At 38.4% G+C, this 17,284-nt stretch carries 14 protein-coding genes; 8 read left to right on the forward strand and 6 right to left on the reverse strand.

Annotated elements, in window-relative coordinates; all coding sequences use genetic code 11:
• Positions 1-259 precede the first annotated feature (259 nt).
• Genes sufD through sufB form a run of 3 tightly spaced genes read right to left on the reverse strand, consistent with a single transcriptional unit; the run spans position 260 to position 3,839 of the window.
• Positions 260-1,564 (reverse strand): Fe-S cluster assembly protein SufD, encoded by a 1,305-nt coding sequence (gene sufD, locus PZ892_RS00815; RefSeq protein ID WP_094281082.1) that lies wholly within the window; start codon positions 1,562-1,564, stop codon positions 260-262.
• Between the two features lie 48 nt (positions 1,565-1,612).
• Positions 1,613-2,371 (reverse strand): Fe-S cluster assembly ATPase SufC, encoded by a 759-nt coding sequence (sufC, locus tag PZ892_RS00820; protein WP_182497848.1) that lies wholly within the window; start codon positions 2,369-2,371, stop codon positions 1,613-1,615.
• 16 nt (positions 2,372-2,387) lie between these two features.
• Positions 2,388-3,839: a Fe-S cluster assembly protein SufB gene (gene sufB, locus PZ892_RS00825; protein WP_094257734.1), complete on the reverse strand. Its 1,452-nt coding sequence runs from the start codon at positions 3,837-3,839 to the stop codon at positions 2,388-2,390.
• Positions 3,840-4,166: 327 nt separating this feature from the next.
• Between sufB and PZ892_RS00830 the strand changes: the two genes are divergently transcribed.
• Both PZ892_RS00830 and PZ892_RS00835 read left to right on the forward strand, forming a co-directional pair.
• Complete coding sequence (locus PZ892_RS00830; protein WP_093101265.1) at positions 4,167-4,637, forward strand: Lrp/AsnC family transcriptional regulator; 471 nt, start codon at positions 4,167-4,169, stop codon at positions 4,635-4,637.
• 9 nt (positions 4,638-4,646) lie between these two features.
• The gene (locus PZ892_RS00835) at positions 4,647-5,711 is read left to right on the forward strand and encodes a DUF6695 family protein (protein WP_182497849.1); all 1,065 of its coding nucleotides are present in this window, start codon (positions 4,647-4,649) and stop codon (positions 5,709-5,711) included.
• A gap of 9 nt (positions 5,712-5,720) precedes the next feature.
• Here PZ892_RS00835 and ung read toward each other — a convergent pair whose 3' ends face one another.
• Entirely contained in the window at positions 5,721-6,392 is a 672-nt protein-coding gene (ung, locus tag PZ892_RS00840) for a uracil-DNA glycosylase (RefSeq protein ID WP_182497850.1), read from the reverse strand.
• 96 nt (positions 6,393-6,488) lie between these two features.
• Between ung and PZ892_RS00845 the strand changes: the two genes are divergently transcribed.
• Complete coding sequence (locus tag PZ892_RS00845; RefSeq protein ID WP_094257592.1) at positions 6,489-7,028, forward strand: hypothetical protein; 540 nt, start codon at positions 6,489-6,491, stop codon at positions 7,026-7,028.
• A gap of 153 nt (positions 7,029-7,181) precedes the next feature.
• Here the strand turns inward: PZ892_RS00845 and PZ892_RS00850 are convergent, their stop codons facing one another.
• The gene (locus tag PZ892_RS00850) at positions 7,182-8,342 is read right to left on the reverse strand and encodes a dipeptidase (RefSeq protein ID WP_182497851.1); all 1,161 of its coding nucleotides are present in this window, start codon (positions 8,340-8,342) and stop codon (positions 7,182-7,184) included.
• Positions 8,342-10,072 carry a serine hydrolase domain-containing protein gene (locus PZ892_RS00855; protein ID WP_182497852.1) on the reverse strand — a complete coding sequence of 577 codons (1,731 nt, stop codon included), beginning with the start codon at positions 10,070-10,072 and terminating at the stop codon, positions 8,342-8,344. The genes PZ892_RS00850 and PZ892_RS00855 overlap by 1 nt, the downstream gene beginning before the upstream one ends.
• Positions 10,073-10,172: 100 nt before the next feature.
• Between PZ892_RS00855 and xseA the strand changes: the two genes are divergently transcribed.
• The 5 genes from xseA (at position 10,173) to PZ892_RS00880 (ending at position 17,282) form a co-directional block, all read left to right on the forward strand.
• Positions 10,173-11,432: an exodeoxyribonuclease VII large subunit gene (xseA, locus tag PZ892_RS00860; RefSeq protein ID WP_229678246.1), complete on the forward strand. Its 1,260-nt coding sequence runs from the start codon at positions 10,173-10,175 to the stop codon at positions 11,430-11,432.
• Entirely contained in the window at positions 11,422-11,649 is a 228-nt protein-coding gene (gene xseB / locus PZ892_RS00865) for an exodeoxyribonuclease VII small subunit (protein WP_094257596.1), read from the forward strand. Before xseA ends, xseB begins: the two co-directional genes overlap by 11 nt.
• Positions 11,650-11,784: 135 nt before the next feature.
• A complete protein-coding gene (locus PZ892_RS00870) occupies positions 11,785-14,550 on the forward strand; it encodes a TonB-dependent receptor (protein ID WP_277711973.1) in 2,766 nt (921 codons plus the stop codon).
• A 16-nt stretch (positions 14,551-14,566) separates the two neighbouring features.
• Positions 14,567-15,772, forward strand: a complete 1,206-nt coding sequence (locus PZ892_RS00875) for a DUF4876 domain-containing protein (protein WP_182497855.1) — start codon at positions 14,567-14,569, stop codon at positions 15,770-15,772.
• Between the two features lies 1 nt (position 15,773).
• Positions 15,774-17,282 (forward strand): DUF6850 family outer membrane beta-barrel protein, encoded by a 1,509-nt coding sequence (locus tag PZ892_RS00880; RefSeq protein WP_182497856.1) that lies wholly within the window; start codon positions 15,774-15,776, stop codon positions 17,280-17,282.
• The last annotated feature ends 2 nt before the right edge of the window (positions 17,283-17,284 follow it).

Here is a 17,284-nt window from a genome sequence, read left to right on the forward strand (position 1 = left end):
AATTGAATAATATACTGCCAGTTGTGCCTACAACTGATTCCTTTGAGTCGGAGTAGCTTTCGCTAACTCAGTATATCCAAGGGCTTTTGATAAAAGATGCAAATTGGCAAGTGCTCATAACACAAATATAATTCAATGTCATTGAATTTCAAATGTTTCTAAAGTTATTTTTCTATTAAACCTCCCTGAACATGATTCCATAAAAAAAGCGTTCTAACTTTCGCTAAAACGCCTTTATACTAAAACTACACTACTATTATTATCTTTCTAATCCTTTGGCAACTAATGCTTCAACATGATTACGAACATTCTCGTCTGAAAATCTTGAAGTTACATCAAATGCAAAGGCATGTACTAATAAAATACGGGCACTCTCTTCGCCAATACCACGTGATCTTAAATAGAATAATGCCTCATCGTCAAATTGTCCCATGGTACATCCATGTGAACACTTAACATCATCAGCAAAAATCTCAAGCTGCGGTTTAGTATAAATACTCGCTTTATCACCAATCAACATATTGTTGTTCTGTTGAAAAGCATTGGTCTTTTGAGCATCCTCACGAACGAAAATCTTACCATTGAATACGGCAGTAGATTCGTCTTGAGGAATATTTTTATACCATTCGTAGGACTCACAATGTGGTTTCATGTGGTCTACGATAGTGTGGTTATCTACAAATTGATTGTCAGCTAATAGGTTGATTCCATATAAATGCGATTCAACTTCTTCTGCATCCAATCTTACATTTAAATCATTACGAACAAAAGCAACACCTGGGAAATTACAGTTGTAATTGTTATACAAACTGTGTTTCGTTTGGTAAACCTCTGTATGGTTGATATAATGGCTGTTATTTGACGCTTGTTGCAAATAATAATGTTGCATTTTCGCGTTCTCCTCAACCACAATCTCCGTCACCTTGTTGTTCAAGTTGAAAGCTGAACCATCCAATGTAATAAAGGACTCAATGATCTCAACCTCTGCATTTTGCTCAAGAATATACAAATTACGGGTCTGCGCAAAGAAATCTTGATTTCCTGCCGCCACATGTACAATCTGAATCGGCTTTGAAACAACCTTATTACGGTTTACTTGTAAGAAAATCCCAGAAGTGTGAAAAGCAGTATTCAACGCAACCGTCGTGCTTTCTGTTTTGTCAGCATGTTTTCCAAAATGCTGCTGAAACTTAGGCTCATTTTGCGCTTCCTCAATTGGCTTTACAATCAATCCAATCTCATCTTCCAAAGATGAAAATGCCAATACATATTGCCCGTTAATTAAAACAATACGATGTGCATCCAATCCCGGAATGTCCGCAGCGCTCAGATCTAAATTCGAAACATCCACATCCTCGTTCAATAGATAGTTTCTATTTACCAAAGAATGGATATTTGTATATTTCCAGTCCTCATTCTTTACAGTAGGAAAACCAAGATCATGAAAACGCGTGAAAGCCTCCTCGCGAAGTGCTTTTACCGCAGACGTATCATTGCTTGTTTCCAATTCCTGAAATGTTGAAGTCAACTGTTGGAATAAGGAGTTTGCTACTAATGTACTCATGTTATTTGTTGTCAATCCGCTCATTACCTCGTTTCTTAATACAACTGATTAGGCATTTTGCGTATCTAATTCTTTTAACCAGTCGTAACCTTTTTCTTCTAATTCTAATGCCAATTCTTTTGGTCCTGATTTTACAATACGACCATTATGCAATACATGCACAAAATCCGGCACAATATAATCCAACAAACGTTGGTAGTGTGTAATCACAATAAATGCATTGTCTTTGGAACGCAATTGGTTAACCCCATTTGCAACAATTCTCAACGCATCAATGTCTAATCCTGAATCCGTCTCATCCAAGATGGAAAGCTTAGGGTTCAACATTGCCAATTGGAAAATCTCATTACGTTTTTTCTCACCACCCGAAAAACCTTCGTTCAATGAACGGTTCGCCAAATTCGCCGAAAACTCTACCAATTGTTGTTTCTCTTTTACCATCTTCAAGAAGTCTTTCGCCTCCATCGCTGGCAATCCTTTGTATTCACGGATGTCGTTAACAGCCGTCTTTAAAAAGTTAATGTTCGATACTCCCGGGATTTCAACAGGATATTGAAAAGCCAAGAATAAACCCTCACGAGCACGATCCTCCGGAGATAACTCCAATAAATCAACGCCATCCAAGAAAGCTTCACCCTCAGTAACTTCATATGCATCACGTCCCGCTAATACATTGCCTAATGTGCTCTTTCCTGCTCCGTTAGGACCCATAATCGCATGAACTTCTCCAGCTTTAACCTCTAAATTCAGTCCCTTTAATATTTGTTTGTCGTCAATCGACGCATGCAAATTCTTAATGCTTAACATATTCTATTCTATATTTCTATCCTACCGATCCTTCTAACGAGATCGCTAATAATTTCTGTGCCTCAACAGCAAATTCCATTGGTAATTGATTCAATACTTCTTTCGCATACCCGTTCACAATTAATCCTACCGCCTTCTCAGAATCAATTCCGCGTTGGTTTAAGTAGAAAACTTGGTCCTCACCAATCTTCGACGTAGTCGCTTCATGTTCCAAAGTCGCCGTCTTATTCTTGCTCTCGATATATGGGAAAGTATGTGCCCCACAACGATCCCCAATCAATAAACTATCACATTGGGTAAAGTTTCTCGAATTGTCCGCATTAGGACCAATCTTTACCAATCCACGGTAGCTGTTATGACTCTTGCCCGCTGAAATACCCTTTGAAATGATTTTTGAACGTGTATTCTTGCCCAAATGAATCATCTTGGTACCTGTATCAGCTAACTGCATATTACGAGTCATTGCTACAGAGTAGAACTCACCAACTGAATGATCTCCTTTCAAGATCACCCCCGGATATTTCCAGGTAATTGCCGATCCGGTCTCAACCTGAGTCCATGATATTTTTGAATGATCGCCTTTACAGATTCCGCGTTTCGTTACGAAATTGTAAATACCACCTTTTCCGTCTTTATCACCTGGATACCAGTTCTGAACCGTAGAATATTTAATCTCCGCATTGCGCATCGCTACTAGTTCAACAACTGCAGCGTGCAATTGGTTTTCATCACGCATCGGTGCTGTACATCCTTCTAGATACGATACATATGAATCATCATCCGCAACGATCAATGTACGCTCAAATTGACCCGTGTTTTCTGCGTTGATACGGAAATAAGTGGATAACTCCATCGGACAACGTACGCCCTTCGGAATGTAAACAAATGAACCGTCCGAAAATACAGCCGAATTTAAGGCCGCATAAATATTGTCAGTCTGTGGAACAACCGTTCCCAAATATTGTTTAACTAATTCTGGATGCTCTTGAACCGCCTCACCAAATGAACAAAAGATGACCCCTTGCTCCTTTAATTTCTCACGGAAAGTAGTTTTTACGGATACCGAATCAAAAACTGCATCAACAGCTACCACACCAGCCAATACCTTCTGCTCATCCAATGGAATCCCTAACTTCGCAAACGTAGCTAGTAACTCCGGATCAACCTCGTCTAAACTGTCTAATTGTTTCTTCGGCTTAGGTGCTGCATAGTATGAAATATCCTGAAAATCAACCTCCGGATTCTTGAAATTTTGCCAGGTCGGCATGCTCATCTTTAAGAAATGCTGAAACGCTTTTAATCTCCATTCCAATAACCACTCCGGCTCGTTCTTCTTCTTGGAAATCATACGGATAGTGTCCTCATTAAGACCTTTCGGAGCAATCTCCATCTCAATGTCGGTCGTAAAACCGTACTTATATTCTTCGAGCTCTAACTCTTTAAGTAAATCGTCGTCTTTCGTGCTCATGTCTCTTTCACTTTAATTATGGGTTCTCGCCCATTGGTTTTGAATTGCAAAGTTACGACTTATAATGCAGAAAATAGCTTGTTTTGTGTTTATCATACACCTAGCATCATAAAAAAAATGACAAAAGTCATTTATTACCCATTATAGGCTATTTAGAATCATTATATTATGACAATAGAATGATTGATATAATTAAAATTTATAGGAAAAGCGATAAATAATCAAGGATAACTATATTACCCCACGCCAATAAATTGGAAATACATTTTGTGCTAAACCAAATTTTATTTTGTATATTTATCTTTCTTTAATTTTATTGAAAAGCCTATGTCTTACCAACCAGATAAAACGGACTTGAAAATCTTGAAACTGCTCCAAGAGAACGGTCGGATCACTAATTTGCAATTAGCAACCAATATCGGTCTTTCTCCCGCTCCAACCTTGGAAAGAGTCCGTAAACTCGAAAACTCTGGTTTTATTAAAAGCTATCACGCATTCGTCGATGAAGAAAAATTAGGACTGGGCATCAAATCTTTTATCCAAATTTCACTGGACTTTCATACCCATAATGCCATCCCCGAATTTGTGGAAGCCGTGCGTGCAATCCCTGAAGTGACCGAATGCCACCACGTAACTGGTAATTGTGACTTTATGTTGAAAGTCTATGTCAAAGATATTAAAGCTTATGAAGCTGTTATCATGGAGAAGATTTCCAAAATCCCCTTTGTGAAAACTTTCCAGACCATGATGATCATGTCCACCAGTAAAAAGGAACCAATTGTACCCCTAGAATATTAATCTATTAGGATGGCTTATCAAGATTCTGCAATCATATTGACTTGGCCAGATGCCACCATTCGGGGAGATGAAAAATGGATGATGTTTTTCAAGAAAATTGGTGTGGTCAAAAACCTGAACTTCAAGGTCGGACATACCGGTGTCGTATTGGTCAATCATCAGTCCGGGGAACTGCTTTTCTATGATTTTGGACGCTATATTACCCCGAGAGGCTATGGCCGAGCTCGGTCCAAAAACTCTGACCCCCTTCTGGAAATCAAGGTCAAAGCAAAGATCAAGAATGGGGAAATCCTGAATATTCAAGAAATTATTGCCGATATAGAATCCCTAAAAGGGGTAATGTATGGCGAAGGAAGGCTCTTCTTTAGCGTGGCGAGGGATATCAACTTTGCTACTGCCAAAGCCTATGGCGATAAATGTGTGGAAGAAGGGACTTACCCCTACGGTGCAGTCGCCAAAAATAATAATAACTGCTCCCGATTTATTACCAGAATGCTCATGAAAGCCTCCCAGAAATACCATTTCTGGCATGGAATAAACCTCCCTGAAACAATCAAGGCAAGCCCAATTAGCAATATCGTCAATGTTTGCAATAGCCGAGTCGTCAATAGCTATAGCCCCGAAGATGGTTTCAAATCCTTTAAAATGAACCGATGGAAATCTTTCTTCTTCCTGGTCAAACAATTGGGCGACAATGTCTTTAAAAACAAAGCCAATCTCTTGCCCAATGACTTGATAATCGGTGCGGTCAACTTCGGATCCAAACCTATTTCGGTTCCCAAACTCGCTAAATATCTCGGTGGAGTAGGTGATGGAGCCTGGTACTACCTAAATGAAAGACCTGATGCGCATATTGAAATCAGTAGATACTCTTCCCAGGGAAATTTGGAATATGTCGTATTAGGGGAAGCTGATCAACCTGTGGATTTTCATGAAAATTGGGAAATTACCTATGACAGTCACCTGATGTTCACCCATATTATTCAGAATAACCAGAAAATTAAAATCAGTCATATTGAAGTGCTCCCTGTGGAGGATTATAAATATAAAAACCTGATTGAAAAATATGCTTAATCTTATCGGCTAAACCTGCCAATCTATGGCTGATTTTCCATGTGCTGATAAATAGGAATTGGCTTGCGAAAAATGCGCACTCCCAAAAAAACCTCTATATACCGATAATGGCGAAGGATGCACTGCAGTGAGGATAAGATGTTTGGAGTGGTCAATCAATCCTGATTTTTTGATGGCATAACTTCCCCAAAGCATAAAAACAACATGTTCGCTTTGGTCGGAAATGGATTTTATGACTTCATCCGTGAAATATTCCCAACCCTTTTTCTGATGTGAACCAGCCTCATGAGCACGAACAGTCAACGTGGCATTTAATAATAATACCCCTTGTTCTGCCCATTTTGTTAAATCACCATGAGTAGGATAGCGGAATCCCGGGATATCCGTCACTAATTCCGTATATATATTTCTTAGGCTTGGTGGAATAGCAATGCCCTGTGGTACAGAAAAGGATAGTCCATGTGCCTGACCGTCATTGTGGTAAGGGTCTTGACCCAAGATAACAACCTTCAGTTTCGGAAATGAAGTCAACCGAAATGCATTGAAAACTAAATCTTTCTCCGGAAATACCTGATACAAACTCCGCTCTTGGATTACAAAATCTGATAATTTCTGAATTTCAGGAGTTTGAAATAAAGGCTTAATGATGGGGTCCCATGAGGTATCAAAACGATCTGACATATGCTTTAATAAAATTTTACATTATTTTGCCGTAAACAAGTTGTATACTACAGCAATTTAACGGATATTTGCAAACTTACAGTATTAAGCATAATTATGTCAAATATAGTTCGCATTATAATTTGTAGTTTATTGGTAGTCGGAACGGTTGCATTGTTCTGGATTGGTCAATGGGGCTGGGGGATTTTAGCAATCCTAATTACGATTTTAGCTTGGGTAACCGTTTTCTTCAATGAGAAAATGCTTATTGCACAATGGTTCTTACGTAAAGAACGTATGGATAAGGCTGAAGTATGGTTGAGTAAAATCAAAAACTATGAAAAAGAATTAATCTCTGCACAACACGGTTATTATCATATGCTGTTGGGATTGATCGAATCACAACGCGCACCTTTACAATCAGAAAAATATTTCAAAAAAGCCTTATCAATGGGCTTACATATGGATCACAATGTTGCATTGGCTAAATTGAGCCTTGCAGGAATTGCCATGGCAAAGCGTAATAAACGCGAAGCCGAAAAATTACTGGCTGAAGCCAAAAAAGCAGACAAAAACAAACTGCTTGAAGAACAAATCAAAATGATGAAATCGCAAATGGGCCTAATGGATAAACAACAATTCCGTTACTCCAGATAAAAAATATAAAAACAAGAGCGGGTGGATCTTCAAAATCCACCCGCTCCTGTTTTATGTCCATCCATCCCTTTCAATCCTCTCAATTTTCACATCCCAAATCTATCTTTCAATAACACTTCCACTCTCTCAATACTCACATCTCAAATCTTATATCTAACCCTCATTCTCCTTCAACAACCTCAAAAAGTTCCTCCCCATAATTTTGGCAACATCTTCTTGGCTGTATCCCTTTTCAAGAAGCGCTTTGGTTAGAACTGGGAATTTTGATACATCTTCCAATTCTTGCGGAGGTGATTCAATCCCGTCAAAATCCGAACCGATTGCAACGTGGTCTACACCTACTTTGCTCACTAAATAATCAATATGTTTTAAGACAGACTCAAAAGGAGCATTGGCCAGATGCTTCTGCTTCGCTGATAAGGCAGCATACATTTTACCAATTGACAATTCTTTCGTTGTACTGTCCTTTTTATGAGTTTTATAATATAATTTTCTAACCCGTTTTGGGTAGTCAGAGTCTAAGAATTCAGAATAGAAATTAACCCCGACAACACCACCATTTTTCTTTAAGGCTTCAAGTTGCGCATCTTTAAGATTCCGGTAATGGGGAGTCAAAGCAGCAGCATTGCTATGGGAAACGAGAATTGGTTTGCTGCTGGTTGCCAAAACATCATAAAATGTTTGTTCTCCGGCATGCGATAAGTCGACCATCATCCCCAATTCATTCATTTTACGGATAATATCCTTGCCATGTTCTGTTAAGCCCTTGCCCTTTTTATCTTTTGTTTTTACCTCCATGGCTGCAGCTGTCACCCAAGGGAGATTGTAATTCCAGGTAAGAGTAAGATATCTAGCTCCGCGATTATAAAGGTTCTCTAAATAATCCAAACGTTGTTCGATCATATTTCCACCCTCAATCCCTATCAATGCAACGATTTTCCCTTCCTTATTGATGCGCTCAATATCCGCAGAACTTTTTGCTAATTCAATTTTGTCCTTATTTTGTGAAATCAGTTTCTCTAAAGCATCAATTTGATCATTCGCATGCTTATATGCATTCTTGCTCCATTTTTTATCATCAGACCAAACCGCAAAAACCTGTACATCAACACCCCCTTCTTTCAATCTAGGTAGATCCGTATGTCCAGTTTTCATCCGCTTCCCGATATCTTTTCCAGGTAGGATGCTCTCAACGATCACATCATTATGACCATCCACAACAAGGAGGTCTTCGTGAATTTTTTTATAATCTTGGCCCATGCTGGCTAGGATAGAACCCCCAAATAACATGGTTAATAATAAGTGCTTTTTCATTATTTAGCGTTAAAGATGGTCTCATAGATAATGTCTTGAATCCGGCTACGAACATTTAGGTCGTAGATTTTTGTAGATACCTGCGGGTGAACCCTATTTGATAAAAATATGTAAATCAACTGATTAGTGGGGTCTATCCATATACAAGTACCAGTATACCCTGTATGTCCATATACAGAAGGGTTTGCTAATTTAGAAGGATAATCAGCGCCTTTCTTAGGGTCATATCGGTCAAATCCTAATCCTCTTCGACTTGTTTTTGACTGTTTGGAAGTAAATAAATCGATGGTTTGAGGTCTGTAGTATTGAACACCACCATACTCACCACGATTCAATAACATTTGACCATAAATTGCGAGGTCATTAGCTGAGGCAAATAAGCCTGCATGTCCTGCAACACCACCCGCCATGGCTGCGCCTTCATCATGGACATAACCCTGAAGCAAGACCTTTCTGAATGCTGTGTCCTGTTGTGTTGGAACAATCTGCTCTTTTTTAAATCTATCTCTTGGTAAATAACCTGCCGTCTTCATCCCAATAGGCTTATAGAGAATTTTCTGAACATAGTCTTGCATGGGGGTAGAAGTCTCATGCTCCGAAACTTCCTTCATGACATACATACTGATATCTGAATACACATAATTCCCTATAGGTTTTACCGCTGAATTCAACATTTCCGGCCACATAACATCGCGGTAATAATTGTTTTTTAAATAAGCATTATCAGCAACCTTAACTTGGTGAGCATCATCTTTCGTTGTTTGTAGATCCCCTGGTTTTAGATTTCGGTAGAATGGAATAAAAGGAGTGAAACCGGCCTCATGTAATAGAACTGTCCTTAAAGTAATATTTGCTTTATTACTTTGCTTCGCTTGCCACAGATAGTGGCCCATGGTGCTGTCCAGGTTGATGATGTTGGTTTCTTGTAAGTGCATCACCACAGGAGTAGTGCCTGCTATTTTACTGATGGAAGCTAAATCGTAAATATCATCAATCCTATTTGCCTGTTTCTTCTCATAAGTATGGTAGCCATATGCTTTTTCGAAAATGACTTGCCCATCTTTAATGGCCATCACCATCATTCCCGGTGCTGCATGTTGCTCGATCGCATCTTTGGCAATGGCGTCAATCTGGTTGGTCATCTTGGCAAGGTCAAATCCTGATTGTTTGCCTTTGGAATATTGTAATCTGGTTTGAACGGTTTTATTACTACCTGAGGTAATCCCCAGTCCGCCAAATATGGACATCGCAGCATTCGCTTGTGATTCTTCCTCTAAAGATGGTGCCGTTAATATACTGGCAAATCGACCTAGGTTTGTTGAATTTAAACCAATATTAATATAGTTAATATCCTGACCAAACTTACATAAGATAACATCCTTGCGGTTTACGGCTGATTGTAGAACCATGGCAAGATGATCTGGCCTAAATTCTTCCTCTGTTCCCGCAACGATAATCGTGTTGTAATATTTAGTATGTTCATCATATTGATCAAAACCAAAACTTTTCACATCCCCATAGCGTTGTAATTGCTGGATAAAAGGGGCGTATTTGACACTGTCAGAACTGATGACAGCAATACGGCGCTCATCTAATCGGGTAAAGGGAATAGTATGCTTTTGATTGTTCAAAAGAACGGTTTGGTTATTGATAACTTGCTTGTATTGTGATTGAGCAGTACTTACTCCCAATAATAGCAAAATAGAGACTAGGTTTAAAAAACGAATCATAATTGTTTTTTGGATTTATTAATGTAAATGTACTAATAAAACGCACAAACACGCATGATGTCCCTGTAATAATTATGTATATTTGAAAATGCCTGAATTGATGGACAATAAAACGGTTTTTACTCTGCTGGAGGTCTCTCGGAGCATCCAAAAGACCATTGCTGAGCGGTATAAAAGCCTTTATTGGATTAAAGCTGAAATGAATAAGCTTAATCATTATTCCCATTCTGGACATTGCTACCCTGAATTACTCGAGAAAAAAGAAGGTAAGGTCGTCGCAGAAATGCGTTCCATCTTATGGAAAATGGATTACCAACGCATAAACAGGCAGTTTATGGAAGTGCTCGGTGAACCCCTTCGTGAAGGAATCACGATGCTCTTTCAAGCTGGAATTTCCTATGATCCACTTTATGGATTCAGCCTCAAAATAGTCGATATCGACCCCACTTTTGTTCTCGGTGAACTGGAAAAGGAAAAACGGGAGAGTATCAAAAAGCTTAACGATGAAGGCATCTTCGATGCTAACAAACGGTTAGACTTCCCGCTTATCCCGAAACGACTGGCTATCATTTCCGTAGAAACGAGTAAAGGACTTTCTGATTTTTTTAAGATTATCAATGGAAACCCTTGGGGCTATAAAATGGAATGCACCTTGTTCCCTGCACTCTTGCAAGGAGATAAATCCATCTCTTCCATCATCAATCAACTGGAAGTAATCGCCAATAAATTGGAGGAATTCGATGCTGTTGCTATTATCCGTGGTGGTGGTGGTGAGGTTGGCTTAAGTTCCTACAATAATTTCTTCCTAGCCAAGGCAATCGCTATTTTCCCAATTCCTGTGTTAACAGGTATTGGACACTCAACCAATGAAACAGTCAGTGAAATGGTGGCCTATAAAAATGCTATTACCCCAAGTGAGCTGGCAGACTTCCTGCTTCAGAAGTTCCATAATTTCGCCATACCAGTTGATGCCGCTCTGGAAAGAATGGTCCGTGCAATTCGCAGAAATTTCGAGGAGGAAAATCTGAAGTTAAAACATTTAGTATCTTCCGTTTCATGGAATAGTAAAACCTTATTGCTTAAAAATAAAGCTGAAATAAATAGTCTTCAAGCCCACCTGATTAGGTTTAGTCGACAAAATATTAAAGAAAATTATGCTCATCTCGTACATCTAGAACGGCTCTTGGGTATTGTCAACCCCATACATTTAATCAAAAGAGGTTTCTCAATCGTTAGGATAAATGGTAAATCGGTCCACAAATTAGATCAGGTTGAAATTGGATCCAAATTAGAAATCCAACTAGAAGACGGAAAAATCATCTCTCAAGTTATCAATAAAGAATCAAATCATGACAAATAAGTACACTTATAAGGACGCTTTTGAAGAACTTCAAGCTATCGTTTCTGATATCGAATCAGGGGATATTGCCGTAGATGAACTTACTGCAAAGATTAACCGCGCATCTGAATTACTCTCAATATGCAAAGCTAAATTGACGGCCTCTGAAGCGGAGGTTGAAAAACTCTTGCAAAAACTGGAAAATGAAAATAGCATCAATCCGGATCAAAATGATTAATTGATCTTATCTAATAACTATACCTTTCTTTTTATTAATATTTTATCCAACATCTGAATTTTGTTAAGACGATTTCCTTAACTAGATATTTTTGCGTTATTTTGCACTGTTTAGAATTAGTCTTAATCATCTTTAGTGAAAAACATATACATAATTCTCTTGTGTGTCATGTTGCCCTTTCTTTCAATTGCCCAGAAATTCTCTATTTCAGGCTCAATAAAAGATGGCAAAGGACAGTCATTGCCTAATGTCAATATTGAAATTAGGGAGAAGCCAGTTTTCAATACATTGAGCGATGAGCAAGGCTTATTCATTATCCAAGGCCTCCCACAAGGAACCTATCAGCTGAAATTTTCTCACATTGGCTTTAAACCCATATTCAGAACCATAAAACTCGATAATAATCGTGAAACTAATATTGTCTTCAATCAAGACGAGGTAAATATTGATGAGGTATATGTAACAGCTAAGGAGTCCAAGAACATTGGAACTAGCTCGATCATCAGTAGGGAGGCGATGCAACATCTTCAACCATCTAGTTTCACAGATATATTGGAATTATTGCCCGGAGGCAAAACAACAAACCCCCATTTGAATACAGTCAATGGGATCAACCTGAGAACAGCAAATTCTGCACCCATGTCGGCTTACTCTACAGGTTCCTTGGGCACCATGTTTTCCGTCGATGGCATGCTCCTAAATTCTCAATCCATGATCAACCCAACTGCAGGATTCGGTCTGGGACAGGGAACAATGAACGATGGTAGAATTAGTTCGAACATCGGTGTCGATATGCGAACCATTGCAACTGATAATATTGAAAAAGTCGAAATCATTAGGGGGATTCCCTCAGTAGAATACGGGAATTTAACCTCAGGGGCTGTCCTCATTGACAGGATTAAAGGCGAAGAACCTTGGTCTGCAAGGATAAAAGCAGATGGATTTAGTAAATTAATCGGGCTCGGAAAAGGCTTTGACCTGGATGGCTATCTTTTGAATATCGATGCAGGCTATCTGAATTCTAGAAATAATATCACCGATATTTATAATACCTTCAAACGAGTGAATACTTCTTTCCGAGGTGAAAAAGCTTGGGCTCTTTCAAGATATCGATTATCATGGAACCATAGTGTTGATTTTAATACTACTATTGACAATGAGAGATTGGATCCTGACAATGATTATGCATTGACGGATCGATACAAAAATAATGTCCAATTTTTCGGCGTAAATAATACCCTTAAGCTATTCTCTTCCAACCCTAAGTCTCGTTTTAGAAATGCTAGTTTAGCTATTGCAGCAAGATTATCCTCCAATCAAATTGATATGGAAAAGTTGGTCCAGGCTCAAACTACATTCATATTAATGAATTCCTTGGTTGCAGGAAGCCATGAAGCCCAATTTCTTAAACCAAGCTATGTTGCCCATTTTAAATCCGATAGCAGACCTGTTGATTTAGGTATTAAATTAATCGGGAATTGGCATATCAAAGCCTTATTCACTCATCAGTTGAAAGCCGGAGCAGAATATAATTACAGTAAAAATATTGGACTAGGTCAGCAATATGACCTTGACCAACCTATATCTGCTAGTATCAGTGCTCGACCACGATCTTTTCGTGAAATCCCCGCAATGAGTAATCTTGCTCTATTTGCTGAGGACCGATTCTTTATTAATCTTGGAAATTTCCTGTTTGAAAACAGCCTTGGACTACGTGCCTTTACACTAAGCAATTTGGATAAAAAATATGACCTGAATGGGAAAGTTTTTGTGGAACCTCGTTATAACGGAAGATTGCACCTTCCGCAAGGAACGGTATTTGGCAAGAAATTTAAATCCAATGTATTTGCTGGTTATGGCATCCAAACCTTAACGCCTACGCAAAACTTACTTTACCCAGCACTTTATTATAATGATCTATCAGAATTAGTCTACTACCATAATAATCCACAATACCGTTTGGCATGGGCGAATACCCATATCACAGACCCCGTAAATTTTAACCTTCAGCCAGCAAAAAATAAAAAATGGGAAATAGGACTGCAGATGGATTTAGAAGGAAATTCCTTCTCCCTGAATTATTTTCAGGAAAAAATGAATAATGGTTTTCGGGATGTCCGACTATTCAATACCATTGCGCTCCGAAAATATAATGTATCCTCTGTCGATCCTAATACTTTAACAGCAAGACCTCAGATCACTGATTTTGAATACCTGGATCAGGCTGAATATCATGCTTATTCTCAAACTCAAAATGGTAGTCTAACTGAAAAATCAGGGTTGGAATATAATTTTAGCTCAAAAAGATTGCCTGGCATTAATACTAGGTTCACTATAAACGGTGCTTGGTACAAAACCTCAAATAGAAATATACAACCTGAATTGGAAGTGATTAGCCCCAACATTGTTGCTGACGGAAAGGTTAGGCAATACATCGCCGCATATCAAAACGGAAGTACTGGCGGCGATTATGAAAGTTTCAATACGAACCTGACTGCAGATTCTTACTTGCCAAAATTGGGGATGAACCTTTCTATGACTTTGCAGAGTTTTTGGTTTACCTCTTCTCAAACCTTATTTAGAGATAATTTACCAATTGGATATTACGATATTCAGCAGAATTATTTCCCTTATACCGAAGCGGACCGAAATGATCCTGTCTTAAGAAACTTTGATCGTGATCGAGACCCTTATACATATTATAAGTTTACAAGACCTATAGACCTTGCTGTCAACCTGAAAGCAACAAAACTGATTAAGGAAAAAATCCGTGTGGCCATGTTTGTCAATAGGTTACTGATTTACAAGCCGAATTATATAGAATATGGAAACCTTTTCATCCGAAAAAATCAACCGGAGGATAGCCCTTATTTTGGAATGGAAATAAATATAAAAATTTAATTAATATATACTCATAATGAACAGATCAACAATTCTAAACTGGTTTCTTTATTGCCTAATGGTCTTTACTTTAACCTCATGCATGAAGGATGATTTTATTGAATCAAGATCCAATGTCGTAATTGAAGTGGATAAATCTTCTTTACAAGGTGAATACACGATTAAAAACGTCCTAATTACTTTAGAAGAAGTAAACTCTCAGGTAAAAACCGCAGTTAACATTGCGACCGGTGCGGATACCGCCGTAACAAATTTGACTTATGGTACTTATACCGCAACTTTAACCGGAGAAATTCTGATGAAAATAAATGGTCAAGATAAGTCCATGCAGATCAATGCAAGGAAATCTGGAATCGTTGTAAATTCTGAAACAACAAAACTTGCCTTGCAAACTTTTATTTCCGATCCTACAGCAAATTTCGTTTTTAAAGAAATATTCTTTGCCGGTACCCTGACGCCTGAAGGAAAACAATATAATGGAGATAAATATTTCCTAATCCACAATAACTCTTCGGACACCTTATACGCGGATGGATTATTCTTTGCACAATCAGATTTCTTAACGATTACGAAAAGAGATTATTCTCCAGATGTGATGAAAGAAGCTTTTACCTCCGATCAGATTTTTATGATCCCTGGCACAGGTCGTCAATACCCAGTTGCCCCTGGTGATGATTTTATTATTGCCAACAATGCCATCAATCACACTGAAAATAATGCTAATTCCTTTGACCTGAGCCATGCTGATTTTGAAATCGAACTTATCGGAACAATTAATATTGACAATCCTAATGTTCCAAATGCCATTAATATCAATGGAAATATGTTGATGCACAATCAAGGCTATACGGGCTATGTGATGGGAAGATTACCTGAAGGTGTAGATGCTGCGAAATTTAAAGCAGAGACCGCTTATAAGTTCAGCTATACTTCTGCAAATGGTACTATAATGAGCTTTAATTCTTTTAAAATTCCAAATTCATATGTCATCGATGCGGTAAATATTTCAGTAAAAACTGGATTTGAATGGCTGGTAACTGCAGATGCATTGGATATGGGTTGGACCTATGCAGGATTAGTAAAAGCAGACAAAGAAAGATATGGCAAGTCGGTAACTCGTAAAACACTAGGGGCATTAGACAACGGAAAACCTTTCCTTAAAGATTCTAATAACTCTACCGAGGATTTTGAACCGGCAACTAAAGCTTCTTTATTGAAATAGAATGTTTAGAAATTTGTCCATAATAGTTCTATTATGCCTCTCGAATTTATCGTTGCAGGCACAGGATTCCTTGAAAGTAGATTATAAGGGAATCAGGGAGCGTATTGAACTTTCACAAGCTTTCATCAATGATTTGTATGCAAATCCTTCTTTGAAACCCTTTCAATATCAACAATCCCTAACTCCTGTGGACATCTCTTATTTTTCTGAATCGAAAGAACTATATAATTATCAGAAAGGTAGTGGTAACCAGGGATTTCGTTTCAATACAGAATCTTATCAGAAAAACATTTACCCCGATATTACCCTGTGGGGTAAAGCTACCTATGAGAATTATAAGCAGAAAAATCTAAGATTCAATGAAACCTCTGATTTTGATGTTGTTTTTCCATTCGTAACTGCTGATTCCATTGGTGGAGATCTCAATACTGAAACCTATTATTTTGCAGGTGGTCTTGCCAAGACTATAGGTAAATGGTCCATTGCTGGACAGGCAGGATATAAGGCTAATTTAGCTCATCGTCAAGTGGATCCTAGACCCAAGAATAACTCCTCAGATATTGATGCAAAAATTGCTGCTGCTTATTTGCTTTCTAACCGATATGCGATTGCTGCAGATCTTGGGGTCCGCTATTACAAGCAAAGAAATGATTTGGCTTTTGTCTCTGGACTGGGAAGACCTTCCATTTATCTTTTCAATGGACTAGCAGCCTATAATAGTCTGATTTCTGGATCCTCAGAGAATAAAGGAGCAATGCTCTATGAAGCCTCTGGAGTTCAAGCTCATTTGAGTGTGGCCCCGATAGATAAAAACGGCCTTTTTGTTGAAGTTGGAATTAACCAAAATATGGGCTTCAGAACCGTGCCTCACTCTATAAGTACGGCGAATGAATGGACTGATCAAATATGGTCTGGAAAAATAGGCTATTTTAAAAATAAACTCAACAGGAGATATGGGGCATTGGCCAAAATAGACCTTCAAACCAGAAAAGGAACAGAAAGCCTGTTCAATAACGATGGTTCTAATTTGGGTTACACCAAAATTGCAGAAATCTCTTCCTATAGGTACTATAACTTCAGGTATAAGCTGGATGCTTTTGTCGGACAAAAGAACTGGACCATAAGTCCTCATGCCAGTTATGCCCAATTTAAGGAGCAATATATCAGTCCCTTTCGGGAGCAATTGGCTGATAATCTAGATATTGGACTTAAAGGACAGTATTTATGGGATTTCAAGGACGGATTATTTGGAATTAGTTTAAATTTGCAGAAGCGAATGCTGTTGAATAGCCGTTATAAGTTTAATGGCTTAAGACAAGGTTCGGGCATTGCGGAAATGCTACAACAGAATTACAACTACCTGACTGCTGAACCTTTCTTGATTGAAGGTAATCTGCGGTATGACTTTACGGTTTCTAAACAGATTAAACCATTTGTCATCGCCAATGCGAGTTCAGCAACTGAGATAAAACAAAAGTATTATTCATTGACCCTTGGGTTGATGTTTTAACG

This window comes from Sphingobacterium sp. WM, from assembly GCF_029542465.1.
GTDB classification, from domain to species: domain Bacteria; phylum Bacteroidota; class Bacteroidia; order Sphingobacteriales; family Sphingobacteriaceae; genus Sphingobacterium; species Sphingobacterium cellulitidis.